23 protein-coding genes, 1 tRNA gene and 1 pseudogene are annotated in these 24,109 nt (G+C 70.3%); 9 read left to right on the forward strand and 16 right to left on the reverse strand.

Going from position 1 to position 24,109, the window contains the following annotated elements; genetic code table 11:
* Nucleotides 1-33: 33 nt before the first annotated feature.
* Both ACYVPE_RS15900 and ACYVPE_RS15905 read right to left on the reverse strand, forming a co-directional pair.
* Nucleotides 34-1,530, reverse strand: coding sequence for an aminopeptidase P family protein (locus ACYVPE_RS15900; RefSeq protein ID WP_461034234.1), 1,497 nt, complete (start codon nt 1,528-1,530; stop codon nt 34-36).
* Between the two features lie 129 nt (nt 1,531-1,659).
* A complete protein-coding gene (locus ACYVPE_RS15905) occupies nt 1,660-3,054 on the reverse strand; it encodes a PP2C family protein-serine/threonine phosphatase (protein WP_461034235.1) in 1,395 nt (464 codons plus the stop codon).
* 392 nt (nt 3,055-3,446) lie between these two features.
* Between ACYVPE_RS15905 and ACYVPE_RS15910 the strand changes: the two genes are divergently transcribed.
* Nucleotides 3,447-4,151 (forward strand): bifunctional DNA primase/polymerase, encoded by a 705-nt coding sequence (locus tag ACYVPE_RS15910; protein ID WP_461034236.1) that lies wholly within the window; start codon nt 3,447-3,449, stop codon nt 4,149-4,151.
* A gap of 273 nt (nt 4,152-4,424) precedes the next feature.
* Here the strand turns inward: ACYVPE_RS15910 and ACYVPE_RS15915 are convergent, their stop codons facing one another.
* From ACYVPE_RS15915 to ACYVPE_RS15925, 3 genes are all read right to left on the reverse strand, one after another.
* Nucleotides 4,425-5,390 carry a DUF5926 family protein gene (locus tag ACYVPE_RS15915; RefSeq protein WP_461034237.1) on the reverse strand — a complete coding sequence of 322 codons (966 nt, stop codon included), beginning with the start codon at nt 5,388-5,390 and terminating at the stop codon, nt 4,425-4,427.
* An 84-nt stretch (nt 5,391-5,474) separates the two neighbouring features.
* Entirely contained in the window at nt 5,475-5,894 is a 420-nt protein-coding gene (locus ACYVPE_RS15920; protein WP_461034238.1) for an ATP-binding protein, read from the reverse strand.
* A 191-nt stretch (nt 5,895-6,085) separates the two neighbouring features.
* Nucleotides 6,086-6,871 (reverse strand): glycerophosphodiester phosphodiesterase, encoded by a 786-nt coding sequence (locus tag ACYVPE_RS15925; protein ID WP_461034239.1) that lies wholly within the window; start codon nt 6,869-6,871, stop codon nt 6,086-6,088.
* Between the two features lie 132 nt (nt 6,872-7,003).
* Between ACYVPE_RS15925 and ACYVPE_RS15930 the strand changes: the two genes are divergently transcribed.
* The 3 genes from ACYVPE_RS15930 to ACYVPE_RS15940 all read left to right on the forward strand — a co-directional run bounded on the left by ACYVPE_RS15930 (nt 7,004) and on the right by ACYVPE_RS15940 (nt 9,654).
* Nucleotides 7,004-8,536 (forward strand): S1C family serine protease, encoded by a 1,533-nt coding sequence (locus ACYVPE_RS15930; RefSeq protein ID WP_461034240.1) that lies wholly within the window; start codon nt 7,004-7,006, stop codon nt 8,534-8,536.
* Between the two features lie 47 nt (nt 8,537-8,583).
* Nucleotides 8,584-8,671, forward strand: a tRNA-Ser gene (locus ACYVPE_RS15935).
* A 221-nt stretch (nt 8,672-8,892) separates the two neighbouring features.
* On the forward strand, nt 8,893-9,654 hold the full coding sequence (locus ACYVPE_RS15940; protein ID WP_461034241.1) for a hypothetical protein: 762 nt from the start codon (nt 8,893-8,895) through the stop codon (nt 9,652-9,654).
* A 156-nt stretch (nt 9,655-9,810) separates the two neighbouring features.
* On the opposite strand, the pseudogene ACYVPE_RS15945 reads toward ACYVPE_RS15940, so the two are convergent.
* The 8 genes and pseudogenes from ACYVPE_RS15945 to ACYVPE_RS15980 form a co-directional block, all read right to left on the reverse strand.
* Nucleotides 9,811-10,898: pseudogene (locus tag ACYVPE_RS15945) on the reverse strand (IS630 family transposase).
* 54 nt (nt 10,899-10,952) lie between these two features.
* A complete protein-coding gene (locus tag ACYVPE_RS15950) occupies nt 10,953-11,657 on the reverse strand; it encodes a HEPN domain-containing protein (RefSeq protein ID WP_461034242.1) in 705 nt (234 codons plus the stop codon).
* Nucleotides 11,644-12,699, reverse strand: a complete 1,056-nt coding sequence (locus ACYVPE_RS15955; RefSeq protein WP_461034243.1) for a GmrSD restriction endonuclease domain-containing protein — start codon at nt 12,697-12,699, stop codon at nt 11,644-11,646. Before ACYVPE_RS15955 ends, ACYVPE_RS15950 begins: the two co-directional genes overlap by 14 nt.
* A gap of 29 nt (nt 12,700-12,728) precedes the next feature.
* Entirely contained in the window at nt 12,729-13,409 is a 681-nt protein-coding gene (locus ACYVPE_RS15960) for a hypothetical protein (RefSeq protein ID WP_461034244.1), read from the reverse strand.
* A gap of 1,297 nt (nt 13,410-14,706) precedes the next feature.
* Nucleotides 14,707-14,925: a hypothetical protein gene (locus tag ACYVPE_RS15965; RefSeq protein WP_461034245.1), complete on the reverse strand. Its 219-nt coding sequence runs from the start codon at nt 14,923-14,925 to the stop codon at nt 14,707-14,709.
* Nucleotides 14,926-15,018: 93 nt separating this feature from the next.
* A complete protein-coding gene (locus ACYVPE_RS15970; RefSeq protein ID WP_461034246.1) occupies nt 15,019-15,375 on the reverse strand; it encodes a hypothetical protein in 357 nt (118 codons plus the stop codon).
* Nucleotides 15,369-15,767 (reverse strand): ATP-binding protein, encoded by a 399-nt coding sequence (locus ACYVPE_RS15975; RefSeq protein WP_461034247.1) that lies wholly within the window; start codon nt 15,765-15,767, stop codon nt 15,369-15,371. Before ACYVPE_RS15975 ends, ACYVPE_RS15970 begins: the two co-directional genes overlap by 7 nt.
* A 58-nt stretch (nt 15,768-15,825) precedes the next feature.
* Nucleotides 15,826-16,257: an NUDIX hydrolase gene (locus ACYVPE_RS15980; RefSeq protein WP_461034248.1), complete on the reverse strand. Its 432-nt coding sequence runs from the start codon at nt 16,255-16,257 to the stop codon at nt 15,826-15,828.
* Nucleotides 16,258-16,346: 89 nt separating this feature from the next.
* Between ACYVPE_RS15980 and ACYVPE_RS15985 the strand changes: the two genes are divergently transcribed.
* Nucleotides 16,347-17,135: a GntR family transcriptional regulator gene (locus ACYVPE_RS15985; RefSeq protein WP_461034249.1), complete on the forward strand. Its 789-nt coding sequence runs from the start codon at nt 16,347-16,349 to the stop codon at nt 17,133-17,135.
* Between the two features lie 8 nt (nt 17,136-17,143).
* Here ACYVPE_RS15985 and ACYVPE_RS15990 read toward each other — a convergent pair whose 3' ends face one another.
* A complete protein-coding gene (locus ACYVPE_RS15990) occupies nt 17,144-17,608 on the reverse strand; it encodes a hypothetical protein (RefSeq protein ID WP_461034250.1) in 465 nt (154 codons plus the stop codon).
* 12 nt (nt 17,609-17,620) lie between these two features.
* Nucleotides 17,621-18,043, reverse strand: coding sequence for a TIGR03668 family PPOX class F420-dependent oxidoreductase (locus tag ACYVPE_RS15995; RefSeq protein WP_461034251.1), 423 nt, complete (start codon nt 18,041-18,043; stop codon nt 17,621-17,623).
* A gap of 141 nt (nt 18,044-18,184) precedes the next feature.
* Here ACYVPE_RS15995 and ACYVPE_RS16000 point away from each other — a divergent pair, with 141 nt between their 5' ends.
* From ACYVPE_RS16000 to ACYVPE_RS16015, 4 genes are all read left to right on the forward strand, one after another.
* On the forward strand, nt 18,185-18,769 hold the full coding sequence (locus ACYVPE_RS16000; protein WP_461034252.1) for an RNA polymerase sigma factor: 585 nt from the start codon (nt 18,185-18,187) through the stop codon (nt 18,767-18,769).
* Nucleotides 18,753-19,424 carry a hypothetical protein gene (locus ACYVPE_RS16005; protein ID WP_461034253.1) on the forward strand — a complete coding sequence of 224 codons (672 nt, stop codon included), beginning with the start codon at nt 18,753-18,755 and terminating at the stop codon, nt 19,422-19,424. Before ACYVPE_RS16000 ends, ACYVPE_RS16005 begins: the two co-directional genes overlap by 17 nt.
* Nucleotides 19,425-19,605: 181 nt before the next feature.
* Nucleotides 19,606-20,190 carry a SigE family RNA polymerase sigma factor gene (locus ACYVPE_RS16010; protein ID WP_461034254.1) on the forward strand — a complete coding sequence of 195 codons (585 nt, stop codon included), beginning with the start codon at nt 19,606-19,608 and terminating at the stop codon, nt 20,188-20,190.
* A gap of 179 nt (nt 20,191-20,369) precedes the next feature.
* Nucleotides 20,370-22,055, forward strand: coding sequence for a long-chain fatty acid--CoA ligase (locus ACYVPE_RS16015; RefSeq protein WP_461034255.1), 1,686 nt, complete (start codon nt 20,370-20,372; stop codon nt 22,053-22,055).
* 64 nt (nt 22,056-22,119) lie between these two features.
* Here the strand turns inward: ACYVPE_RS16015 and ACYVPE_RS16020 are convergent.
* Nucleotides 22,120-24,109, reverse strand: a 1,990-nt coding sequence (locus ACYVPE_RS16020) for a response regulator (RefSeq protein WP_461034256.1), incomplete at its 5' end; no start/stop codon positions are given.

Raw genomic sequence — 24,109 nt, forward strand, 5'->3', positions numbered from 1 at the left:
TTTCCGACCGCGACGCCCGTCACGCCACGCCCGTCACCCGCGCAGGGCCGCCATCCACGCCTCGACCTCGTCCGCCCGGCGCGGCAGCCCGGCGGAGAGATTGCGGTTGCCGTCCTCGGTGACCAGGATGTCGTCCTCGATCCGCACCCCGATGCCCCGGTACTCCTCGGGCACCGTCAGGTCGTCGGTCTGGAAGTAGAGGCCCGGCTCCACGGTCAGGCACATGCCGGGCTCCAGCGTGCCCTCGACATAGGTCTCCCGGCGCGCGGCCGCGCAGTCGTGCACGTCCATGCCGAGCATGTGGCCGGTGTTGTGCAGCGTCCACCGGCGCTGCAGGCCCAGCTCGAGCACCCGCTCGACCGGCCCCTCGAGCAGGCCCCACTCCACCAGCCGCTCGGTCAGCACCCGCTGCGCCGCCTCGTGGAAGTCGCGGTACTTCGCGCCCGGCCGCACCGCCGCGATCCCCGCCTCCTGGGCGTCGTACACCGCGTCGTAGATCCGCCGCTGGAGCTCGTCGAACCGGCCGTTGATCGGCAGCGTGCGGGTGATGTCGGCCGTGTAGAGCTCGGTGCCCTCCACGCCGGCGTCGAGCAGCAGCAGCTCGCCGGCGCGCACCGGGCCGTCGTTGCGCACCCAGTGCAGCGTGGTGGCGTGCGGGCCGGCCGCGCAGATCGAGCCGTAGCCGATGTCGTTGCCCTCGACGCGGGCGCGCAGGAAGAAGGTGCCCTCGATGTAGCGCTCCGAGGTGGCCTCGGCCCGGTCGAGCACCCGCACGACGTCCTCGAAGCCGCGCGCCGTCGACTCGCAGGCGCGGGTCAGCTCGGCGATCTCGAACTCGTCCTTGACCAGCCGCATCTCGGAGAGGAAGACCCGGAGCTCCTCGTCCCGCTCGGCGGTGACCTTGTCCGTCAGCGCCGCCTCGACCACCGCGTCGTGCCCGCGGACGACGCGGACCTGGCCGGTCGCCTCCGTCAGCAGCTCGGGCACGGTGCGCACGTCATCGACCGGCAGCCCGTAGCGCTGGGCGGCCTCCGCGAGGCTGTCCCGGCGGCCGACCCACAGCTCGCCCTGGCCGCTCAGCCAGAACTCGCCGTTCTCCCGGCTTGAGCGGGGCAGCAGATAGAGCGTGGCCCGGTGCCCGGTCGGGCCATCCGGCTCCAGGACCAGCACGCCGTTCTCGGTCTGGTTGCCGGTGAGGTAGGCGTACTCGACGGCGGCCCGGAACGGGTAGTCGGTGTCGTTCGACCTGGTCTTGAGCCGGCCGGCGGGGATCACCAGGCGCTCGCCCGGGAAGCGCTCCGACAGCGCGGCGCGGCGGCGCGCGGTGTGCTCGGCCTGCGGGACGGGCGCCAGGTCGCGGCGCTCGGTGTCGGCCCAGCCCTGCTTCATGTTCTCGGCGAGCTCGTCCGACACCTTCGGGGCGACGCTGTTCTTGCGCTGCTTGAACCGCTGGGCCGCGGTCTCGGTACCGGCCTCGGCCTCGACCTCGACCTCCGTCGACCGCTCCTCGCCCCGCTCGTCCTCGGCCACGTCGCGCCCTCCTCGCTTGTTGGCCTTCCATCGTATGTGCGGGTACCTGGCGGGCGACAGATCGGCGGCGCCCGCGTGATCGACACCTCGTCGCCCGGCCGTCCCTCCCCTCGACTCGACGGAGTCCCCTCAGCAGAAGTGGGCCGCGAGCAGGATGACGTCCTCGCTGTGCTCGGCGGCGCCAGGCCCGTCGAGGTCCGGCAGCACGGTCGCGAGCAGATGGTCGAGGAGCGCCTCCGGGTCGGCGCGGGCGGCGGGGGAGGCGGCCTCGGCGGCGGCCTGGAGGCGGGCGAACGCGCGGTCCATCGGCTCGCCCGTGCGCAGCAGCAGCCCGTCGCTGTAGAGCAGGACCGTTTCTCCCTCGGCGAGCTCGACCCGCACGCTCGGGGCCTCCCAGCAGGCGAGCATGTTGAGCGGCGCGGAGAGGCCGGTCTCGGCGAAGTCGACCCGCTCCCGGCCGACGACCAGCGGCGGCGGGTGGCCGGCCGAGGCCAGGGTGACGCGGCGCAGCGCCGGCTCCGCGTAGCCGAACAGGGCGGTGGCCGACCTGCCGGGCTCGGTCAGCCGCAGCAGCAGTTCGAGGTCGGAGAGCACCGCCACCGGGTCCTCGCCCTCCATCACGGCGTAGGCCCGCAGCCCCGCGCGCAGCCGCCCCATCGCCGCCAGCGCGGCCGGGCCCGCGCCCGTGGTGCCGCCGACGGCGAGGCCGAGGGCGGCGTCCGGCAGCAGCAGCGCGTCGTAGAAGTCCCCGCCGCCGCGCGGCCCGGCCCGGTGCCTGACCGCGAGCCGGACGCCGGCCGCCGGTGGCAGGAGGGACGGCAGCAGCCCCTCGTGGACGGCGGCGACGGCGGCGCGGGCGCGGGAGAGTTCGAGGCGGTTGGCGATGTGCTGGCCGGCCTGGCGCAGATAGAGCGCGAGCAGGTGGCGCTGCCTGGCGTCCGGCTGCCGGGGCTCGTCGTAGAGCCAGACGGCGGCGCCGAGGCCGCCCGGGGCCTCGGCGCTCAGCGGGACGGCGTAGCTGGCGGCGAAGCCGAGCCGGGCGGCGACCTCGCGGTGGCGCGGGTCGAGGCGGTCCTCGCGGGCGATGTCGCCGTGCACCGCCTCGGCGGGCTCGCCCTCGGCGCCGGGCAGCGGCGCGTCGAGCCCGCGGGGCACCGTCTCCAACTGGCCGAGGTCGGCCCGGCCGAGGCCGAGGCCGGCCAGCCGGCTGGGGCCGAGCCCGTCGGTCGGCGCGAGCGAGATCAGCCCGCGCCTGGCGCCCACCAGGCCGGCGCCGGCGCGCAGCGTCTCGTGCAGGGCGTCGTTCAGGGTGCGGGTGCGGCCGAGACGCTCGGTGAGCTCGTGCAGGATGGTGAGGTCGGAGATCCAGGAGGCCACCCGGTCCTGCACCGGGGCCCCCGGCCCCCCGGGCCCACGACCCTGGCGCGCCCCCCGCGCGGCGCCGCCCCCGGGCGCCGGAGTCTCTGACAGTGCGGATCGCGCCGGGTGGATTCCGGCCACTTTTGGCGGGGGTGAGCTGGTCATGTGCGTCGCGAACCCCCAGATATGTGTGTCGCTATGGGACTTTTCCACCGGGTGGAGTACGGCAGCCGCGATGTCCAGTATCGTCCTGCCGTGATGGATGATGCCCAGGTAGCGGGCGCGTTCCGGCGCCGACAGGCCGGGCCGGGGCGAGTTTGGCGGAAAAGGAACGCCAGTGGGGGCGATGCGCGATCGACTGGGCCTTCCGGGCGGCGGATCGAGCCGGGCGGGCTGGGTACATATCGGAACGGATCGATGAGCTCTGGCGTCCTACCCGGTATGGGCGGCCAGGCTCTCCCTCGCCCCGCCGCTCCGCGCCAGCGCGACCCGCTACACACGGTGATCTAAGTTCCACGTGGTGTAACTGAACCCGCGAAGGAAAGGAACGAGCGCCGATGCGCGAGATCCTCGGAGAGCGACGCACGAACGGAAAAGGCGACGGCGGCGGCAGTGACGGCGGTGTTCAGCGGCGGAGCCTGCCGCTGCGCGGCGCCGCCCTGGCCTTCGCGCGGCGGTGGGGGTGGCCCGTGGTGCCCGGCGCCGAGGCGCTCGACGACGGCGGCTGTGCCTGCCGGCGCCCCGACTGCCCGGTGCCGGGGGCGCATCCCGCCGACCCCGACCTGCTGGCCGCCACCACGGACGCCCAGATGGTCGGCTGGTGGTGGGAGACCCGGCCCAACGCCCCGATCCTGCTGGCCACCGGCGGCCGCGCGCCCTGCGCCGTGAGCCTCCCCGCGGTGGCCGGCGCCTGGGCGGAGCGTGAGCTGAGCCGCCGGAGGGAGCTCGGCCTGGGGCCGGTGATCGCCACGCCCACCCGCTGGCTGCTGCTGGTGGCGCCCTACGAACTGCCGGAACTCGGCGAGGAACTGGCGGCCAGGGAGCGGGTGCCCAGCTCGCTCCGGTTCCACGGCCCGGGCGGCTGCCTGCCGCTGCCGCCCTCGGCGACCGGCGCCGGCCCGGTGAGCTGGGTGCGGGAGCCACAGCGGTGTCGGACCGGGGGACGGGGCCGGGTGGCGCTGCCACGGATCGAGGGGCTGCTCGACGTCCTGGTGGAGGCCGGGCTCAACGCGCCCGACCGGGACGGGCGGCTCTCGTACTGAGGTCCTGGCCCGGCCGCACCAAGGGCCGAGGCCGAGGGCCGGGGTCGAGGGCCGGGGTCGAGCACGGGGCGTCCCGGAACATGGACGGACCCGGTCGCTGGCGACGGGGGATGCACCAGCGACCGGGCCCACATCAGACCGTAACAACTCATCGGGGATTCGCAAATCCCACGCGGCCGCACAATGGCCGAACACCCAGTATTTACTGGCAGTTGTGACTGGAATCACTACGGTCGGCCGGGCGTCGGGGATTCTTCACACCGTCAGCTCGGCCTAGTTCAGGGTGATCTGACGATTCGTGAGCCCGCTGCGCGCGCTCCGCTCCTCGGCCGTCAGCGGGGCCTCGGCGGCGAGCGCCTCGGCCAGCCGCTCGCCGAACGCGGCGGCCGGCTTCTCGCACTCCTCGGCACCCATCGCGCTCGGCAGGTCCCAGACCGGCACGGTGAGGCCGTGCGCCCGGAAGGACCCCACCAGGCGCGTGCCCTCGCCGAGCGAGGAGGCTCCGGCCGCGTGCAGCCTGGCCAGGCCGTCGAGCAGGGTTTCCTCGGCGTGCGGCATCACCCAGCGCAGGTGGTTCTTCTCCGGCGTCTCGCACCAGTAGGCCGCCGTGACGCCGGAGAGCCTGGCCGTCGGGGTGGCCGCCGCGTTGGCGCGCTCCAGGGACGCGGTGACCTCGCTGGTCGCCTGGCTCGCGTCGTCCAGCCAGAACTCGAAGCCCTCGTGCACCTCGGGCACGAACGGCGCCTCGGGGTCGAGCAGATCCTGCAGCCGCGCCCCCGCCACGTCGGGCCGGCTGGCCGGCACCGGCGCGCCGGGCGCCGAGGTCAGCGCCCTCGCCAGCACGTCGGCCAGGTCCCTGCTGAGGTCGCCGGTGGCCGTGTCGTTCTGCACGGCGAAGAGCACCGCGCCGTCGGAGCGGCGCAGCGCGGGCCACGCCATCGGCAGGACCGTGGCCAGGGTGAGCGAGGGCACGTCCGCCGGCAGCCCTTCGCGCAGCGTCAACGGGACGGTGGCGGCGGGCACCAGCTCGCGCAGCGCGACCCAGTCGCACTCACCCGGCAGCCCCTCGAACGGGCGGCGGACCAGCTCGGTGGCCGCCTGGGCGGCGGCGCGGCCGTGGCACGCCTTGTAGCGGCGGCCCGAGCCGCAGGGACAGGGCTCGCGGGCGCCGACGACGGGAACCTCCCCGGCGACGACCTGCGGTTGCGGCTGGCTTCGGGGACGGCGCTTCTTGGCCATGGCGTGCGGGTCTCCTGCGTGCGTGCTGCTGACGGTTTGCCGCAGGAGCCTAGTTGTTCCGCGCCGCTTCGGCGCGGCGGCCGCTCAGATCGGGCTGAGCACCGCCCAGACGGTGACCGAACCGGCCGGCTCGCCGTCCCTGACGCCCCAGGTGCGGCAGAGCGAGGTGATGATCGTGAGCCCCCGACCGCCGCGCGCCGTGACGGACGGCACCCCGGCTCTCGGCCTGGTCGGACCGCCGCCGTCGGTGACGGCGATGGTGACCACGCCCTCGTCGTCGCGACTCCAGCTCGCCTCGACCTGCTGGCCGCCGGCCAGCGGTCTCGCGTGCCGACAGGAGTTGCTGAGCAACTCCGAGAGAATCAGCACCGCGTCGTCGACCACCGAGTCCGACGTGCCACTGTCGCGCAGTTCACGCCGCAGCCGCCGCCGAGCTGTCGCCACCCCCGACGGGCCGTGGGGCACCGACATGGAAGACGACTTCGGCATTTGCTGTGTGACCATCAAAGCCACCCCCGAGACCTCCTTTGCCCCACGCCATGGGATTGGTGCCCTCGGGGTGCCGAGCGGAAACCGCTGATGTCACATCTGGTGACGCAGTCGTAATGATCGACACGAAGCGGGTGCGCCGTTGCACGCCCGGTAAATACGGTCTTTATCGAACCAGAAGGGGGCGGCGACGGCCCGGTTGCCCGTCAGCCGAGGCCGGCGAGCTGATCACGCACCGTGCGCGGCCGGTTGGTGATGATCGCGTCCACGCCGAGCCGCGCGCACAGCTCGACGTCGGCCGGCTCGTCCACCGTCCACACGAACACCCGGTGCCCGGCGCGGTGCGCCCGCTCCACATACCCCGGGTCGCGGCGCAGCACGCGGATGCCGGGCCCCGCGATCCGGTTGCCGGGCGGCAGCCGGCCGCCGCGGTGCCTCGGCAGCAGGAACTGCATCAGATAGACCGTGGGCAGCTCGGGCGCGTGCTGCCGGACGCGGCGCAGCGAGCGCGCCGAGAAGCTCATGACGTGCACCGGGCCGGGTACCGGATGCCGCTCCAGCAGCGCGAGCAGCCGCTCCTCCACCTGCCCGGCCCACCGGGTCGGGTGCTTGGTCTCGATCGCCAGGCCCACCGGTCGGTCCGCCTCGCCGACCAGGTGGAGCAGCCGCTCCAGGGTCAGCACCGTGGTGCGCTCGGGGTCGACGGCGTCCGGCGACTCGGCGCCCGACGGACCCTTCCAGGAGCCGAAGTCCAGCTCGGCGAGCTGGGCGAGCTCCAGGGCGGAGACCGCGCCCCGCCCGTTGGAGGTGCGGTCGACGCGGCGGTCGTGCACGCAGACCAGGTGACCGTCCGCGGTGAGCCGCACGTCGCACTCCAGCGCGTCGGCGCCGTCCTCGATGGCCCTGCGGTACGCGGCCAGGCTGTGCTCCGGCGCGTCCTCGGACGCCCCGCGGTGCGCGATGACCAGGGGGCGGGGGCGGTCGGCAGTCACCGCGCCATCGTGCCACGGCGCCCGCCGGCCGCGGGCTCCGCGGGGTTTATCCCGGCCTGACGGAGGATGGGAAAGACTGCCACCACACCACGTGACGTCGGACCTTTGTGTCGTGTCCCTGAGGAGAATGCCGTGAGCACCGAGAACGAGCGCGCCGGCGGACCGGACGAGCCGCCGGCCGGTGCGCCGGAGGCGGGCGGCCAGGCGGCCCCCGCTTCGCAGTCGTCAGCTCCGCAAGGCCCCACCCCCCAGCCGCCCTCGGCGCCACCGCCCTCGCCGCCGGCGCCGCCGGTCACCCAACAACTCCCGGCGGTGCCGCCGGCCCCGCCGCCGGCGGCGGCCGTGCCCCCGCCCGCGCACACCGGCACGGCTCCGACCCTCTCCCACCCCTCTCCCACCCCTCCCACTCCGCCGATCTCCCCCACGGCCGAGCACACCGCCCAGTTCCAGCCCCAGCCGCCGGCCGCCGCCTTCGCGGCCCCGGCGCCAGCCCCGGGCCAGCCGGGCGACCCCTACTCCTCCCCCTCCTCGTGGGCCGCCTTCCCGCCCCCGCCCCCACCCAAGAAGCGCCGCAGCGGGCTGCTGGTCGCCATCGCGGCGGCCACCCTGATCGCCGGCGGCGTGGGCGGCGGCGTCGGCTATCTCGTCGCCGACGGCGACGGGGAGCCGGCCTCGGTCGCCTCCGACCTGGGCAGCGAGTCGGTGGCCAGGCCTCCGGACTCGGTCGCCGGGATAGCGGACGCGGCCCTGCCGAGCGTCGTCACCATCGAGGCGGGCAACGGCGCGGAGGGCAGCACCGGCACCGGCTTCGTCTACGACGAGCAGGGCCACATCATGACCAACAACCACGTGGTGGCCAGCGCGGCCAACGGCGGCAACCTCACCGTCACCTTCTCCGACGGCGAGAACTACGAGGCCGAGGTCGTCGGCCGCGCCGAGGGCTACGACGTGGCGGTGATCCGCATCACCGACCTGGAGGGCCGCGACCTGGCGCCGCTGCCCATGGGCGACTCCGACCAGGTCGCCGTCGGCGACGCCACCATCGCCATCGGCGCCCCTTTCGGCCTCTCCGGCACGGTCACCACCGGCATCATCAGCGCCATGGACCGCCCGGTCGCTTCCAGCGACGGCCAGGGCGGCAGCGCCTCCTACATGAACGCGCTGCAGACCGACGCCTCCATCAACCCGGGCAACTCCGGCGGCCCCCTGCTCGACGGGGAGGGCGCCGTCATCGGGGTCAACTCCGCGATCCAGTCCACCGCGAGCATGGGCGGCGAGGCGGGCAGCATCGGCCTCGGCTTCGCCATCCCGATCAACCAGGCCGAGCGCGTCGCCCAGGACCTGATCGACGGCGGCGAGCCGATCTACCCGATCATCGGCGCCTCGGTGGAGTCCGGCGGCCAGGTCACCAACGGCGCGCAGATCGTCGAGTCCACCAACGACGGCAGCGACCCGGTCGTCGCCGGCGGCCCGGCCGCCGAGGCCGGCCTCCAGGCGGGCGACGTGATCACCCGCTTCGGCGACCGCGTGATCGACAGCGGCCCCACCCTGATCAGCCAGATCTGGACCTACCAACCGGGCGACTCCGTCGACATCACCTACCAGCGCGACGGCCAGGAGCGCACCACCACCCTGGTCTTGGGCGAACGCGTCGGAGACCAGTAGCCCACAGCCGCTACGCTGTCCGGGTGCGCCGCCAGCCGGCGCACCCAGGAGGCGTGCCCGAGCGGCCGAAGGGAACGGTCTTGAAAACCGTCGTGAGGTAACCCCTCACCGTGGGTTCAAATCCCACCGCCTCCGCCGCGACAGCCCCGCGAACGGCCCCCGATCAGCACGAACGGTCGGGGGCCATCGCCATGCCCGCTCCCCGCCGGCGACCGTGACTCCCCGCCGCTCCCCGCCCGATGGGGCACGCTATCGCCTGGGCCGTTGGCCCGTCGTGGCCGGTAAGCGTCGGTCCACCGGAGGCTGCCTGCCCCGGTCGCGGTAGTGGCCGGCATTGGCGGGTGAAGCAATCCCGTATGAGCTTCTGGGCAGAGATCGCCACGCAGTCGCTGGGCGCGCTGGCGGGTACCTTGGTCGGTGGTGCGATCACCGTGTTGGTGGCGCGGTGGCAGACGAACAGATCGATCACGGCTCAGGCAGCTTTGGCGACTGCCGAGCATGCGGCTAGCCTGCGGCTCGACCAGGTGAGTCAGGACCGTGCCAGGTCGACGGACGGAGCCCGTTCGCTTCTGGAGCGGTTAGCGGATCTGTACGCCTGGCTGCCGTCACTCCCTGACGTCTCCGCTGAAACGCCCCACCTGAGCCGCCATGCGCGCGATCAATGCCGCCACGCCATGGAATCTGTCCGGCGCGGGATGGTCACCGATCTCTACGCGATCAGCGATCACACAGCCCGTGAGCGCTACCGCGAACTCGTGCGTCTCGCCTACGACGTCGGGTGGCGAGAGGTGGGCGCAGAGAACCGCGAGCGACAAATTCGCGCCGCCAAGCACTACCTTCGCTACGTCCAGCACTCACTCGAAGCACTCATCGACGAAAGCCCACGTACAGGCATAACCCGTACGGTGCGGCAGATCAACCCTGGCTACCCGGCCCGGAGCCAGGGAGGGCAGTCCCTGCGGGTGCCGACTGCCAGCGTGGGTCGGCCTCGCACGGCTCAGGGACGGCCCAAGGGCGATCACTCGTCGGCTGTCAGCCACTCATCAAACCGGACCTTGAACCGGCGGTTGTGGGCGTGCCAGAAGACGTCACCCCTGAGGAAGGCACCAAGGAGGTAGGCGCACTCCGTACCACTCGGATGCGATCTTTCCCCAGCGCCTGTGACAGCACGAGGATGCGCACCGGCTGACGCCCTTCACTATCCCCATCATGGTGCGGGAGGACCTCCTAAGCCTGAGGCAACGCTTAGGACATCGCTTAGCTACATTATGCGGCTAGTGTTCTGAGTCGTTAATTCGTGTGCAGTATGCGGCGAGGGTGTCGAGGATGTCGTCGGCGGTCTTCGTCCAGACGAACGGCCTGGGTTCTTGTTCCATTCGTTGATCCAGCCGCGGATGTCTCGTTCGAGTTCGACGACGCTGCGGTGGGCCGAGCGGCGGAGTTTGCGGCAGGTCAACTCGGCGAACCAGCGCTCGACGAGGTTGAGCCAGGATGCGGAGGTGGGGGTGAAGTGCGGGTGGAAGCGCGGGTGGCGCAGCAGCCACTTCTTGACTGGCTCGGTCTTGTGGGTGGCGTAGTTGTCCAGGACCAGGTGGAGTTCGAGGCCCTTGGGGACGGCGGCGTCGATGACCTTCAGGAAACGCAGGAACTCCTGGTGGCGGTGGCGGCGGTAGTGCTGGGCTATGACCGAGCCCGAGACGATGTCCAGGGCCGCGAACAGGCTGGTCGTGCCGTGCCGGACATAGTCGTGTGTCATCCTCGCCGGCGTGGTCGGCGCCATCGGTAGGACCGGCTGGCACCGGTCCAGTGCCTGGATCTGCGACTTCTCGTTCACCGCCAGGACCAGGGCGTTCTCCGGCGGCGACAGGTAGACGCCCACCACGTCGCGGACCTTGCTCACGAACCGCGGGTCGGTCGACAGCTTCCACGTCTCCACGATGTGCGGCTTGAGGCCGAACGCCCGCCAGATCCGCGAGACGGCCGACTGCGACATCCCCGAAGCCTGGGCCATCGAACGCGTCGACCAGTGCGAATCACCTGTCGGCGGCGTCTGGCCGAGCGTCCTGGCGACCAGGGCCTCGACCTGCTCGTCCGTGATCTTCCGGGGCGCCCCCGACCGCGGTCGGTCCACCAGGCCCTCCAGCCGGTCCGCGACGAACCGGGACCGCCACTTGCGCACCGTCTCCCGCGAGACACCCAGATCATCCGCGACCCGCGCGTTCGGCACACCCTCCGCACACGCCAGCACGATCCTCGACCGCAGCACGAGCGACTGAGAGGCGGTCCGCTTGCGCAACCAGCCCCGCAGCACCCGGCATTCGTGATCGGACAACTCCAACAGCAACGGCTTCGGACCAGGCACCCGCCTACCCTACAACCGCAAGCGAACTAGCGACTCAGGACACTAGCGTGTCGATTACACCTTGTAAGATTCGTTATCGAGATAGGTGTTCCATGTCGCGACGAAATGCGCGGCGAAGTCGCTGACATCAGTCACGTACGACTCGATGTTTGGAACTGATCTCCCAGCCTGCTGGAAAATCTCATGGTATGGGAGATTTCCATGCGCCAGATCGTTACGCGCCAGCGCCAGCTTCTGGAGTGCACCAGGCCAGCGCGGATTCGCAAATGGAGAGCCAGGCAGCTGATATATCTGCCATAGGCGGAAAAAGTGTTCCGGCTTAAGGGTCTTCCCGTCGAGTGGCGGCTGCGGGTGGCTCTTTTCGATAGGAAAATTCGCAACCTCGACATTGGCGTCTAGTGTAGTAGTAAATGAACGCCGCTCCCACATCTTCGAATGATCCTGAAGCGTGCGCAGACTCTCGAATGCGGAATGTGCTACAACCTGCCTGACGCTAGGAATCAGAGTCATAGTCCGGATTCCAGCCGAATTAAGTTCTTCGTGCGTGCGTTGCAGACATGTCTTCACCAATGATTCAAGCTCAGCTATGGTACAAATGATGGCCAAGGCGCGGGCGTCTCTACTCGCAGACGTCCAGCCGGCGGTGTCCGTCTTATTGGTCTGCGTGAACGCGAGGAATACCTTCAGCTCTCCTGTTCGCTTCAGTAGCCGCGCAAGATGGTCGACATTCTCTCGCCTCAGAGTGTCATGCTTGCCCACTGAAGATTTCCTTCGCCCGCGTCAACCTGCGATCGAGCATTCTTCGACTATTGCTGCCGCCTCCGCTGGAGGCCCGCAATTCTCCATCCTCAATCCAGTCAGCACGAGGCGCTACCGGTTCTTTGCCCTCCTGGTAAAGCTGCGCAATGGCTACCAGGCATGCTTCAAACTGCACCAAGGGCGTCGTAGTTGTGCCAGTCCTGAGATAGGGACCGTCACACACCTGGTGCAGAAAGGCGGAAGATTTCTCGAAAAGTGCCCGTTCGTGCGCATAGTCGAACCCCGTCTGTGCAATACCCATTACACCGTTCAGGAAGCGCTCGACCCTGCCGTCGAAGATGTCGGCATGATTCTTATATGCGAAGAATTTCAGGACCTGCTCGACCCGAGTGCCGTCGTCTTGACTGCCCTCTTTCAACTTCAGCAGCGAGTCGAAATCTTCATTGAGCGCCAACTCCTCGATGAAGAGGTTGAATTCTCCCCTATATACTACGGCGCGGACTTCCTGCGCCGTTAGCCGCAAGCCACCCCGGTTGAGGCGTTCGAACACGTCAAAACGGACTTCGAGGTTGCTCTTGTCAGTTAGTGAAACTACTTGCAGTGGCTGGCGGCCGAAGTGTACCTTCAAGTTTTTCGGGAGAGAGTTGTAGGTCCGCCCGTTCAAGCGGTCCAGTTTCTCAAGTCCAGTAAGGACAAGCGGCGCAGGTCGGTTTACTGTGGCCGCTTCGTCTGAGTCCGATGCGAGGAAGTGAGCGAGAGAAGAGAGCCGCTGAAGCCCGTCGACCACCTCCCACTGGAAGCCGACATTTGTTGCCACAAAGATTGGCGGCACGGGCAAGCCAAGGAAGACCGATTCGACAAACAGCGACGAAGCTTTGGTATTCCAGCGAAACATGCGCTGGTAGGCAGGAGCAACATTAAGCTCGTCCTCTTCCATCATGCGCACCAACTCTCGGACCGAAAAGTCGTGAGTGGCTACGTCCACTTTCTGACGCTCAGTCAAGAGCTGTTGCATGAATTCCTCGGACAAGTCATCTGACATGTCTTCTCCTCCCCCTGCTGTGGCGCCAGCTACTCTTTGCGAAGTGAGATCACTGTTTCGGCTACGTCAGATTTCTTGTAGTTCCGTGCCGCTGTGTTAACGGAGGTCAAGGTACGCTTGACGACATAGGGGTCACGATTGACAAGACTCCAACCGCGCATCGCACACTCTTCGACACAGATATCCGCAAGCCTTACCGGGATGTCCTTGTAGTAAGAATCCTGAACGACCAGGTGAAAGATCGCTTTGTCTGCAGTGACTCGCGTTACCTCATCTAGGCCGGCGGTCAAATCGGACAAGTACTGCAAAACCTGTTTGCGGTAATACCCTGCCGACGCCTTGCTGGAATGACTCGTAACATCGTCGATCAAGGCGCGCGCAGTCTCCCCAATGCGAAGGTGAGAGTCTGCATGCTGCCTGATTAGGGTAGTGCCCATTAGAGCTTCCCTAAGTGTGCGGTCTTTCGCGATATCGTGACCGAGTACGGCAAGTTCTCTCGTGTAGGCAACCGCATAATCGATGCGAGTCAGATACGGCGGCGAGGTCAGAACAACATCCACCGAGCCGTTCGAGAGTGGAAGGGCACTGCTGAGTGCTGTCGCGATTTGCACCGAGAAAGTCGCCGTCTCGCTGGATGTCACGATGCGGGACCCAACAAATTCCTGCTGCTCAAGCAAAAGGGCGTCAAAATCGGCTGCCGAGATGTCCACAAGGTCATCGCTCGATTTGGCCCTCTTTACCCAGGTCGGGTTACTGCCTTCAAAAGATGACGTTAGAGACCTTATGGCGCGAAACATTGCGATATAAGGCAGGCCTGAGTGATTAGACGGCAAGCGGGATAGATGTTCAGCCCAATCGCGTATCCGTCCTACCGACTGAGGGGTGAACCATGCGCACAGCGGATCGCCTGGAGCTGTCAACCCTCCCATAGGGACAGCGGAGGCTGCAACCGGCGTCGGTTCCGTTTGGTGTGCGTCTACTCGCAAACGCGCCACAATGTTGGCTACTGGGTTTCTGTCGATTCCGACAGCCCGGTAGCCCTCATGCTGTGCTGCAAGTGTGGTGGTGCCGCTTCCATTCCACGGGTCCAATACAACGGCTGTGTCGCTGATGCCCTGAGACCGGAGGAGGGCGCGCGCCCAGTCGTAAGCGAACCCGGCGTAGTAGGGGAAGACATCTGCGAGGCCAGCCCTCTCTTCCGAGGGGCGCTTGGGGGTCAGAGCAGATCGCCCTCGCCTACGGTCCAAGGGTGACGCGACCGGCAGCTCCGGTTGCGTCACGCGCTGCCGTGCTTGAGTAGCGATCTTCTTCTCTCTTCTGGCTAGGCTCGGTACAGGTGATCAAGATGGTATCGCAGGCGGTGCAAGTATCAGACTGGGCTGGCACTGTGCAACTGAGGGCTAGAGGTCAGGTGTCCTGTGGTGTCAGTCGGCTATGTGAGGCTAGTCTCGCCGTGCCTGCACTCAACTCTCAAGAAGAGGTTGGTGTCCGGTACTAAACGGTGTCCTGCGATTGGCCGCCGCTGCATCTCTGTGGCGTCTCGTCGAGGCGCCCGTCGGCTCCCACCGAGGGCTGGCCGCCTCCCGGGGGGCATTGTTTGCGTCCCGGCGATCGGCGGCCACCACCCCGCCGTCACCCGACTCCTGTCCCTGTCTGATCTGTGCCTTCGGTGACGTTGCAGGTTGGCGGAGCGGCTTTGGGCCTGAGCTGGCTTGGGGCGAGGGATCGGGGCCCGTCCTGGCCGGCGGATCGGGCAGGATCCTCGCCTGCCCGCAAGTGCCCGATGTGGGACGCGATCTTCGAGGCTCGCCCCAAGCTGGCTGCCTAGCGACGGAACCGCCCCCCAGCCGCGACAGCACCTGGACAGCAACCGGGTTGGCGCTTGAGCTGGTGTGCGGCCGGCGGACCTGGGTCGGAGCGGGGTGGAGACAGGGGCGGCGGCCCGGGGCCGCCGCTGCCGCGCGCCGCGCTTGCGCGGCGCCTTGAAGTCGTAGAGAAGGTTGTAACTCACGGGGTCTGGCGGCGGTGTGGGCGCTGGCGGTCGCGTTCGATCTCGTAGGCGGCCGTTTCAGCGCAGTCGAGGACGAGGCGGAGTTTGGTGAGGATGTCTCTGCGGGCCTGGTCGATCAGGTCGTAGTGGTCGGGACTGTCTCCGCGTGGTGCCCACAAGCCGCGGTGGCCATGTTCGTTGACGGCGTTGCGGCAGTACTGGATCACGGCGTTCATGGCGACCCGGAACTAATCGCGGTAGCCCTGCTCGATCTCCGGACGGTGGCTCGTCGGCCAGGTCGTCGTTGCCGTTGGCGGGGTGTTGGTTGGTCATGGGGCCTGCTTGGGGAGTGCGGTGCGGTTGGCGGGTCGTGCGGACAGTAGGTAGCGGAGGCTGTCCTCGTGGATGGTGTGGGCGTACAGCTCGCCGTCGACGAGGAGTGCGAGAGCGTGTTCGTGTTCGGCTTGGTCGGTGAGCCAGTGGCGCGCGATGGCGGCGGCCGGTGGGCCGAGTTGGTCTGCGATGTGGGCGGCGCGCGTGTGGAGCCAGCGCATTGCGAGACGGGGTGTGGCTGCGGGGTGTGAGCCGAGCCAGAACGTCCGGTGACCTTGGGGGTAGTAGGCGATCGCCTCGCACCAGAAGCCCAGCCGAAGTTCGAGGCGGATCGTGCGGGCCCTGGTCAACATGAGTCGGCCCCTGGTGGCTTGGGGCGGAGTTCGGCGGTGACGGTGTGGCCTCGGTGGTCGCCGTGGATGGTGACGGTGTCGGCGTAGGCGTGGACGAGTGCCAAGCCTCGACCGCCCGGGCTGTCGGTCGTCGGGGTCTGAACGTGGGGGCGGGTGGTGGTTCCTCCCTCGTCGGTGACCTGGATGGTGATGCCGTCGGGGGAGCGGGTGAGGGTGGGGCGGAAGCCGCCGGTGGTGTGGGTCAGGGCGTTGGTGCCGAGTTCGGTGACGATCAGGGCGGCGTCGTCGGCCCATGGTTCGCTGTCGAAGATCTCGCGGACGAAGCGCCGGAGGCGGGGGATCTCCTCGGGGATATGGCGGCAGGTGACTACCCAGACTCGCAAGTCACTCATATACTCGTGCATACAAGTTGCTTTCTGCTGGTAGACGGTTATGGGCAGGTCGGTTGTGCTAGATGAGTTTCACGCCGTCGTGGGCGCGGATGGCCGGAGGGTTGGCCGCGTCCATGGCGTCCAGGACGCGGACGGCGTATGCCTCGTCGGCGAGCTGGCTGACTTCGTCGCGGGTGGCCCAGCGGACGGCCTTGGTCTCCGCGCCGGTCGTCGCGATTCCGCCGAGTGCTTCGCAGCGGAAGACCATGGCGATGATCAACGCGTTCATGTTCTTGTAGATGCCGGTCAAGGTGGCCGGGTGGGCGATCTTGATGCCGGTCTCTTCGAGGACTTCGCGTTCAAGGGCTTCGGGGATGGTCTCGCCGGCTTCGAGGACTCCGCCCGGCGGTTCCCAGTGCCCGTTGTCGCGTCGCTGGATCAGCAACGCGCGGCCGGCGTCGTCGATGATGACTCCGGCGACGCTCACAGAGTGCGGGCGCTGGGTGCTCATGGTTCTCGATCCTCTGAGCTGGCTAGGGTTCTTCACCGTAGCAACAGAACTTGGCAGCTTGTCTAGATATCTAAAGGAGTAACCAGGTTATGGCCGCTATCCCCTCCGGCGTGCTGGGCGCGCTGGATTCCACCAGTGACCGGGCGGTGTTCCGCCAGATCGCTGATCAGCTGCGGGAAGCGATCGACAAGGGACGGTTCAAGGAAGGTGCCAAGCTTCCGTCCGAATCCCAACTGGTGGAGCACTACGGTGTTTCGCGGATGACGGTGCGGAACGCGCTGTCGGTCCTTCAGGGGGAGGGGCTGGTGCACTCCGAGCATGGGCGGGGTGTGTTCGTCCGGCCTCGGCCGCCGGTGCGGCGGCTGGCTTCCGACCGGTTCGCCCGGCGTCACCGCGACCAGGGCAAGGCGGCCTTCACCGTGGAGGCGGAAGCGGCGGGAAGTCACCCGGAAGTGGACAGCCTGGAAGTCAAGGAAGAGCGACCGAACCAGGATGTGTCCGCGCGGCTGGGCGGGCCGCGTCGGGTACTGGCTCGGCGGCGTAGGTATCTGCTGGACGGGCGGCCGGTGGAGTTCGCGACGTCGTATCTCCCGCTCGACATCGCCCGGGGCACTCCGATCGCCGAGCCCAACCCGGGGCCCGGCGGCATCTATGCCCGGCTGGAAGAACTCGGCCACCGGCTCGACCACTTCGAGGAGGAGATTCGTGCGCGGATGCCCTCTCCCGGGGAGGTCAAGTTCCTGCGCCTGGCGGCCGGCGTGCCCGTGATCCATCTGATCCGTACCGCGTTCGATACGGAGGGGCGACCGGTAGAGGTGTGCGACACCGTGATGGCGGCTGACGCCTACGTCCTCGCCTACCAACTGCCCGCTTCGTGAGATGAACGTCAGAGGTGGTGCTTGGCTTTGTGGACGAGGTCGCTGATGGCGTCGCGTGTCTGGCGGCGGAGGGTGTCGAGGTCGGGGCGGCTGTCGGTCCTGGACAACTCGGTGACGGCGTCGAGGATGTCCGCCGCCGTTCGGCTCAGGGTCTCGTCGGCCGTCAGCATCTGGACGCGGAAGAGAGCTTCCTGGGCCTCGGAGCGCAGGTCGTACGTACGCGGGCGCACCGCCTCCGGGTCTTCCGGGGGTGGCTGCTCGTGCAGGCAGTACCACAGGTGGATCAGTGAGCGCCGGTAGTTGACGAGTGCGCCGGCGTAGGTGGCGTAGGCGTCGAGGCGTTCCTGGCGTAGGCGTTCGTCGCGGGTGAACGCGTGGGTGCGGTCGGCCGTGCGCCGTTGGAAGGTGAGGGTGAGACCGGAGCCGAGGAGGGTGCCGAGGACGGCTATCGCGCTGGCGAGGATGGCTTCCACGACGGTAGGGGATCACGTCGGATCCGCGGAGGACCAGCCGGTCCAGTGGGTCACGGTGATTTCGATGATCGGTCCCTCGGGTGGGTGATCGTGGTACTGGGGGTACTTCGCCCGCAGCCAGGTGAGGGGGGTGGCGCGGGCGTCGGGTGGGAGGATGCGGGCCGTGCCGTCGCCGCGGGTCCACCAGAGGTTGGTCCAGTCGTCGTCGTAGACGTCGACCAGCACGCTGACCCGCGGGTCGGCCGCGATGTTGCGGAGGCGGCGGAGGTTCTGATGGCGCTTCGGCTTGTGGTCCACGGCCGTCACCAACGTGTCGCCGTGGGCGGCGAACGTCGCCGGGACGAGGTGGGGGGCGCCGTCGGGGCCGACGGTGGCCAGGCGGAGGACGCGGGCCTCGGCGGTTCGGCGGCGGGCGGTTTCCGGGGTGAGTCGCATGGCATCGGCTTACCGGATTCGGTGACGAAAGCCACCCGATGGCAGCCTGTCGGTGACTTGGTGCGCCATCTGGATGACCGATACGCTCCGTTCTGGCAGCGGAGGGTTCCATCGCGTCAACGGCCGTCAGGAGGTTCACCGGTGACCGAGACATCCCCCTTACGAGGTGACGGGGTAGCACCGCTCACCCCGCTCCCCGCCGACTTCCGCGCCTTCCACCAGATGTACCGGCCGGCGTACGTCCGTTGGGCCGAGCTCCACCTCGGGGGTCGGGACGAGGCCGAGGAGGCCGTGGACCACACCTTCGAGCAACTGGCCGCCGAGTGGGGCGAGGTGCTCAAGGTGGACAGTCCGGCCGGCTACGCCTGGACCCTGCTCAAGCAGCGCACCGTGGACTCCGCCAGGAGCCGTGGCCGCCGTCCGGTGGTCATGGACACCGCGGCCTTCGAGACGGTGGCGCTGCGCGACGCCGTCGACCCGGTCGGCGAGCTGGCCGAGAGCCTCGGCGTCTACCAGGCCATCCGCGAGCTGCCCGAGCGGCAGCACGACGTCATCGTGCTCAGGTACTGCATCGGCTACGACACCGCGGCGACCGCCGACATCCTCGGGATCAGCGAGCCCGGGGTACGCTCGACCGCCCGCTACGCCCGGCACCGCCTCAAGGAGGCCCTGGGGCTGACCGGCGAGGCGGCGAGGGAAGGCGGTGGCGGTGACCAGGTCCATTGACGAGGTGTTGGCGAGGGCGGTCCTCGCCGGCCAGCCGCTCAACTACAGCCAGCAGGAGATGGAGGCCGCGGAGTCGCGGATAGCGGCCAGGGTCGCCGACCGGCCGCACTGCGAGGCGGACCGGGCCAGGCCACGCCGCGGCGCCCGCGCGGTCGAGATCGCCCGCCACCTCGAGACGCTCTGTCGCACGGTGGTCGAGCAGGACGGCGCGCTCCAGCACATGGCCGCCCTGCTCGGCGGCCGGATCCCCGAGCCGGACGGGGCGCGGGTCCTCGGCTGCGTGCTCCAGCTCGCCGGCCTGGAGGACAGCGCCAGGTTCTGGTGGCAGTTCGCCGCCGGGGCCGGGGACGGCGCCGCCGCCTACTGTCTCTACCTCCACCACCTCACCCTGGGGGAGGAGTGGGAGGCCGAGCTGTGGCACCGGCAGGCCGACCCCGACCGGCACCCCCACGGCCTGATGTCGGAGACCGAGGACGGCAGCGACCCCGCACTGGTCCTCAGGGTGCTGGCGCTGCTGCGCGGCGAGCCCTGTCTGACGGCCGTGGCCGCCGCCGTCGTGCACTACGTCCCGGAGGCCGTCCGGTTCGTCGACGAGATCGAACTGCCGCTTCCGGCGGACGACTTCGCCCAGCGCATCGAGGAGTTGACGGCCTGATCCCGAGGGCGGCCGCCGTTGTCGATCATCAGGTGGATCCCTGATCCCCCCTGACGAAGGTCGACCGCTCCATCCACCTGTGGGAGGTGGTGCCGGCACCCCTTCTACACCCTGGGGGGGATGCGTCTTCCCGACCTGGGGCCGATCCCCACGGGGGGTGATGTCTCCTAGTTTGGAGGACATGACCACGCCCAGGACGGTCCAGATGGGGACCCCGCCGACCTTCACCTCGTATGTGCAGGCGCGCGGCCCGGTGCTGCTGCGCACGGCCCGCTCGCTGACGTCCAACCCGAGCGACGCCGAGGACCTGCTCCAGACCGCCCTCACCAAGACCTACCTGGCGTGGGAGCGCATCGAGGACCACCGCGCCCTCGACGGATACGTCCGCCGCGCCCTGCTCAACACCCGCACCTCCCAGTGGCGCAAGCGCCGGGTCGACGAGTTCGCGACCGACGAGCTGCCCGAGCCCGAGCCGCTGCCCGAGCCCGACCCGGCGGAGCGGCAGGCCGTCAGGGACGCCATGTGGCGGGCCGTCGTCCGGCTGCCGGCCAGGCAGCGGGCCATGGTCGTCCTCAGGTACTACGAGGACCTGAGCGAGGCGGCCACCGCCGAGCTGCTCGGCGTCTCGGTGGGCACCGTCAAGAGCGCCGTCTCCCGGGCGCTCGCCAAGCTCCGCGAGGACACCGAGCTGGCCGAGGTCGTCGACTTCGCGGAGCGTGAGCGCGAGCGCGAGCGGCAGCGGGAGGCCCCGGTCATGGCCGCCTGAGCCGGGCGGCCATGACCGGGGCGCGCCGGTCCGCACCCGTCCGCGTCCGTCGCGGCACCCGGCCGAGTTCGACGCGGTGATCCCGCGCGGTGATCCGGCGCGGTAGGGGTGTCCAGCCCGCCGGGCAGCGGCCACAATCGGCGGCACATCGTCGTCGACGCGCGTCACCGGAGGCCCCGTTGTTCGGCACCATGCAGGACGTACCGCTGCTCGTCAGCCGCATCCTCACGCACGGCAGCACGATCCACGCCAGCTCGCGGATCACCACCTGGGCCGGCGAAGGACCGCCGCGTTGCCGCACCTTCGCCGAGAGCGGCGCCCGCGCCGCCCAGCTCGCCCACGCCCTCCACGACGACCTCGGGATCACCGAGGGAGGCGTCGTCGGCACCCTGATGTGGAACAACGCCGAGCACGTCGAGGCGTACTTCGCGGTCCCCGCCATGGGCGCCGTGCTCCACACCCTCAACCTCCGGCTGCCTCCCGACCAGCTCGGCTGGGTCATCGACCACGGCGCCGACCGCGTCATCCTGGTCGACGGCGGCCTGGTGCCGCTCCTCGCCCCGCTGCTGCCGGCGCTGCCCCGCCTCGAACACCTGGTCGTCGTCGGCCCCGGCGACGCCGCCGCGCTCACCGCCACCGGCACCCGGGCCGCCGTCCACCGCTACGAGGAGCTGCTGGCCGGCCGCCCCACCGCGTACGACTGGCCCGAGCTCGACGAACGCACCGCCGCCGCGCTCTGCTACACCTCGGGCACCACCGCGGAACCCAAGGGCGTCGCCTACTCGCACCGCTCCATCTACCTGCACTGCATGCAGATCGGCATGGCCGAGTCGATGGCCCTCACCCCCGCCGACATCACCCTGCCGGTCGTCCCGATGTTCCATGTGAACGCCTGGGGGATCCCGCACGCCGCGTTCATGTCGGGCGTGAGCATGCTGCTCCCCGACCGCTTCCTCCAGCCTGGCCCGCTCGCCGAGATGATCGCCACCGAGCGGCCGAGCCACGCCGCCGCCGTGCCCACCATCTGGCAGGGGCTGCTCGCCGAGCTCGCCGAACGACCCCGCGACATCTCGTCCCTCACCCGCGTCACCATTGGCGGCTCCGCCTGCCCACCCGCCCTGATGCGGGCCTTCGAGGAGCGGCACGGCGTCGATGTCCGGCACGCCTGGGGCATGACGGAGACCTCGCCCCTCGGCACCCTCTGTACCGTGCCACCCGGCCTCACCCCCGAGGACGAGTGGCTGTACCGGATCACCCAGGGCCGCTTCTCGGCCGGCGTCGAGGCCCGGCTCGTCGGCCCGGACGGCACGTTCCTGCCCTGGGACGGCGAGTCCGCGGGCGAGCTGGAGGTGCGCGGCCCCTGGATCGCCGGCGCCTACCACGCCGGCGCCGGCGCCGAACCCGAGCGCCCCGAGGACCGGTTCAGCCCCGACGGCTGGCTGCGCACCGGCGACATCGGCGTCATCTCCCCCGACGGCTACCTCACGCTCACCGACCGCGCCAAGGACGTCATCAAGTCCGGCGGCGAGTGGATCTCCTCCGTCGCCCTGGAGAACCACCTGATGGCCCACCCCGGGGTCGCCGAGGCCGCGGTCGTCGCCGTGCCGGACGACACCTGGGGCGAGCGCCCGCTGGCCGCCGTCGTCCCGGCCCAGGGCGGCGAAGCCGTCGGTTACCCGGAGCTGCGCGCGTTCCTCGGCGAGCGGGTGCCGCGCTGGCAGCTGCCCGAGCGCTGGACGACGGTGTCCGCCGTCCCCAAGACCAGCGTCGGCAAGTTCGACAAGAAGGCGCTGCGCGCCGGCTACGCCAAGGGCGAACTGGACGTCACCCTGCTGCCGCGCCAGAGCACGCCCGACAACGCCTGAGGCGAACGGCCGCCGGCGTGGCCAAGGGCGCCCCGACCCGCGGTCGGGGCGCCCAGGGCCTGCGTCAGTGCGCCCCGATCTTGGTCAGCAGGTCGACGATCCTCGCCTGGACCTCCGGGTTGGTCGACCGCTCCGCGAGGAACAGCACCGTCTCGCCCGAGGCCAGCAGCGGCAGCTGGCCCGGGTCCATCTCGGCCGCGGTGTAGACGACGAACGGGGTGCGGCTCAGCATCCCGTTCACCCGCAGCCAGTCGATGATCCCGGCCCGCCGGCGCCGCACCTGGTTGAGGTCCATGACCACCAGGTTGGGCCGGATCTGCGCCGCCACCTCCATGGCCTGCGCGTCCGAGGTGGCGTGCGCGGCCTGCATCCCGCGCCGCTCGAGCGAGGCCGTCAGCGCGCTCGCGATCGCCGGCTGCTCCTCCACCAGCAGCACCCGCGGCGGGTGCTGCTCGCTGTCCCGGGGCGCCAACGCCTTGAGCAGCACGGCCGGGTCGGCGCCGTAGGCCGCCTCCCGGCTGGCCTGCCCGAGCCCCGCCGTCACCAGCACGGGCACCTCGGCCGCGACCGCCGCCGAGCGGAGCGACTGCAACGCCGTGCGGGTGATCGGCCCGGTCAGCGGGTCGACGAAGAGCGCCGCCGGATAGGCCGCGATCTGCGCGTCCACCTCCTCGCGCGAGTGCACGATGACCGGCCGGTAGCCGCGGTCCTGCAGCGCCTGCTGGGTGGAGACGTCCGGCTCGGGCCAGACCAGCAGCCGGCGCGGGTTGTCGAGCGGCTCGGGCGGCAGCTCGTCGTCCGCCGGCACGGGCAGCCGCATCGCGCCCTGCGAGGGATCGGTGACCTCCACCGCGCCGTTCGGCCCGTCCAACGGCTCGGGCCCCTCCGCCGCGCCCTCGGCCGGCGCGCTGATCGCGTACTTCCGGCCCCGGCCCTGGGTGCCGCCAGGCGTGGCCGCGGCCGGCTGCGCCGGCTGCTGGGCCAGCCTGGCGTCGTCCGCCGGCGGGGTGGCGAGCTTGCGACGCCGGGTGGGCGTCGGCGTGGCGGTCGTCGGCTGTGGCTGCTGGGGCGGTTGGGGCAGTTGGGGTTGCTGTGGGCGGGCGGGCGCCGGAGCGGAAGCGGCGGCGGGCAGCGCGCCGGCCACCGGCCGCCGCTCGGGCAGGTTGGCCACCGGCACGCCCTGACCCAGCGTCTGCACGCTGACGCCCGGCAACGAGCGGTCCGACCTGGCCCGGTCGCTGCCCGGCATCGGCAGCGCGCGCGGCTGCCTGACCGACTGGATCCGGGGCGCGGTGCCATCCAGGATCGGGCTCCCCGCGACCACCGAGTGCTCGACGGGCGGCGGCTCCTCGTCCTGCGGCCCCTGCTCGGGCCCGGGCCCCGACGCCGACGGATCCGCCGGCGTGGCGGCCCCCGGGAGCTGGGGCAGCTGGGGCAGTTGGGGAGGCTGCGGTGCCTGTGGGGCGGGGAGTGCTCCGCCCGGTGCCAGGCCGGGCGCGACCGCCGGCTCAAGGCCCATGGGCGGTACGGGCGCCAGCTGAGGCTGAGGCTGAGCCTGGGAAGGGGCCTGGGGCTGGGGTTGTTGCTGCGCCGGCACCGGCAGCAACCGGTCGGCCGGCGCGGCCTCCGGCGCCGGCGCAGGTGCCTGTGCCTGTGCCGGCACGGGCACCGGGCCGAGCGCGATCGGCTCGTGCTGCGCCTGCTGTTGCTGCGGCAGTTGGACGCCGGCCTGCTGGCCGCCGCCCTGGCCCGGCGCCCGACGCCGGCGGCCGGTCGGTTGCGCCGCCTCGCCGCCAGGCCCCTGCTCGGCGGCCGGCTCCTCGACCACCGCCTGCGACGCGGCCACCAGCCCGCGCCGCCGCCGGCCGTTGCCGCCCTGCGTCGCCGACTGCTGCTCAGGCACGAGCTCGACGGACTGCGACTGCTGCTGCGACTGCGGTGCCTCGGCCGAGGCCGACTCCGAGGCCGCGGCCGCCGCCGCCGGCCTCCGCCGCCCGGTCGGCGGCGCCGCCGGCTCCGCCGACTGCCGCTCCGCCGGCTCGATCGCCGCCGCC

It is taken from the genome of Streptomyces mayteni, assembly GCF_054783955.1.

What these genes read in the sequence shown, in the direction of transcription:
- ACYVPE_RS15915 (WP_461034237.1), bottom strand. Translation starts at nt 5,390, where the DNA reads ATGGCCAAGAAGCGCCGTCCCCGAAGCCAGCCGCAACCGCAGGTCGTC.
- ACYVPE_RS16010 (WP_461034254.1), top strand. Translation starts at nt 19,606, where the DNA reads ATGACCACGCCCAGGACGGTCCAGATGGGGACCCCGCCGACCTTCACC.
- ACYVPE_RS15970 (WP_461034246.1), bottom strand. Translation starts at nt 15,375, where the DNA reads ATGTTGACCAGGGCCCGCACGATCCGCCTCGAACTTCGGCTGGGCTTC.
- ACYVPE_RS15975 (WP_461034247.1), bottom strand. Translation starts at nt 15,767, where the DNA reads ATGAGTGACTTGCGAGTCTGGGTAGTCACCTGCCGCCATATCCCCGAG.
- ACYVPE_RS15965 (WP_461034245.1), bottom strand. Translation starts at nt 14,925, where the DNA reads ATGAACGCCGTGATCCAGTACTGCCGCAACGCCGTCAACGAACATGGC.
- ACYVPE_RS15920 (WP_461034238.1), bottom strand. Translation starts at nt 5,894, where the DNA reads ATGGTCACACAGCAAATGCCGAAGTCGTCTTCCATGTCGGTGCCCCAC.
- ACYVPE_RS15940 (WP_461034241.1), top strand. Translation starts at nt 8,893, where the DNA reads ATGAGCTTCTGGGCAGAGATCGCCACGCAGTCGCTGGGCGCGCTGGCG.
- ACYVPE_RS15905 (WP_461034235.1), bottom strand. Translation starts at nt 3,054, where the DNA reads ATGACCAGCTCACCCCCGCCAAAAGTGGCCGGAATCCACCCGGCGCGA.
- ACYVPE_RS15995 (WP_461034251.1), bottom strand. Translation starts at nt 18,043, where the DNA reads ATGCGACTCACCCCGGAAACCGCCCGCCGCCGAACCGCCGAGGCCCGC.
- ACYVPE_RS15955 (WP_461034243.1), bottom strand. Translation starts at nt 12,699, where the DNA reads ATGTCAGATGACTTGTCCGAGGAATTCATGCAACAGCTCTTGACTGAG.
- ACYVPE_RS15910 (WP_461034236.1), top strand. Translation starts at nt 3,447, where the DNA reads ATGCGCGAGATCCTCGGAGAGCGACGCACGAACGGAAAAGGCGACGGC.
- ACYVPE_RS15980 (WP_461034248.1), bottom strand. Translation starts at nt 16,257, where the DNA reads ATGAGCACCCAGCGCCCGCACTCTGTGAGCGTCGCCGGAGTCATCATC.
- ACYVPE_RS15985 (WP_461034249.1), top strand. Translation starts at nt 16,347, where the DNA reads ATGGCCGCTATCCCCTCCGGCGTGCTGGGCGCGCTGGATTCCACCAGT.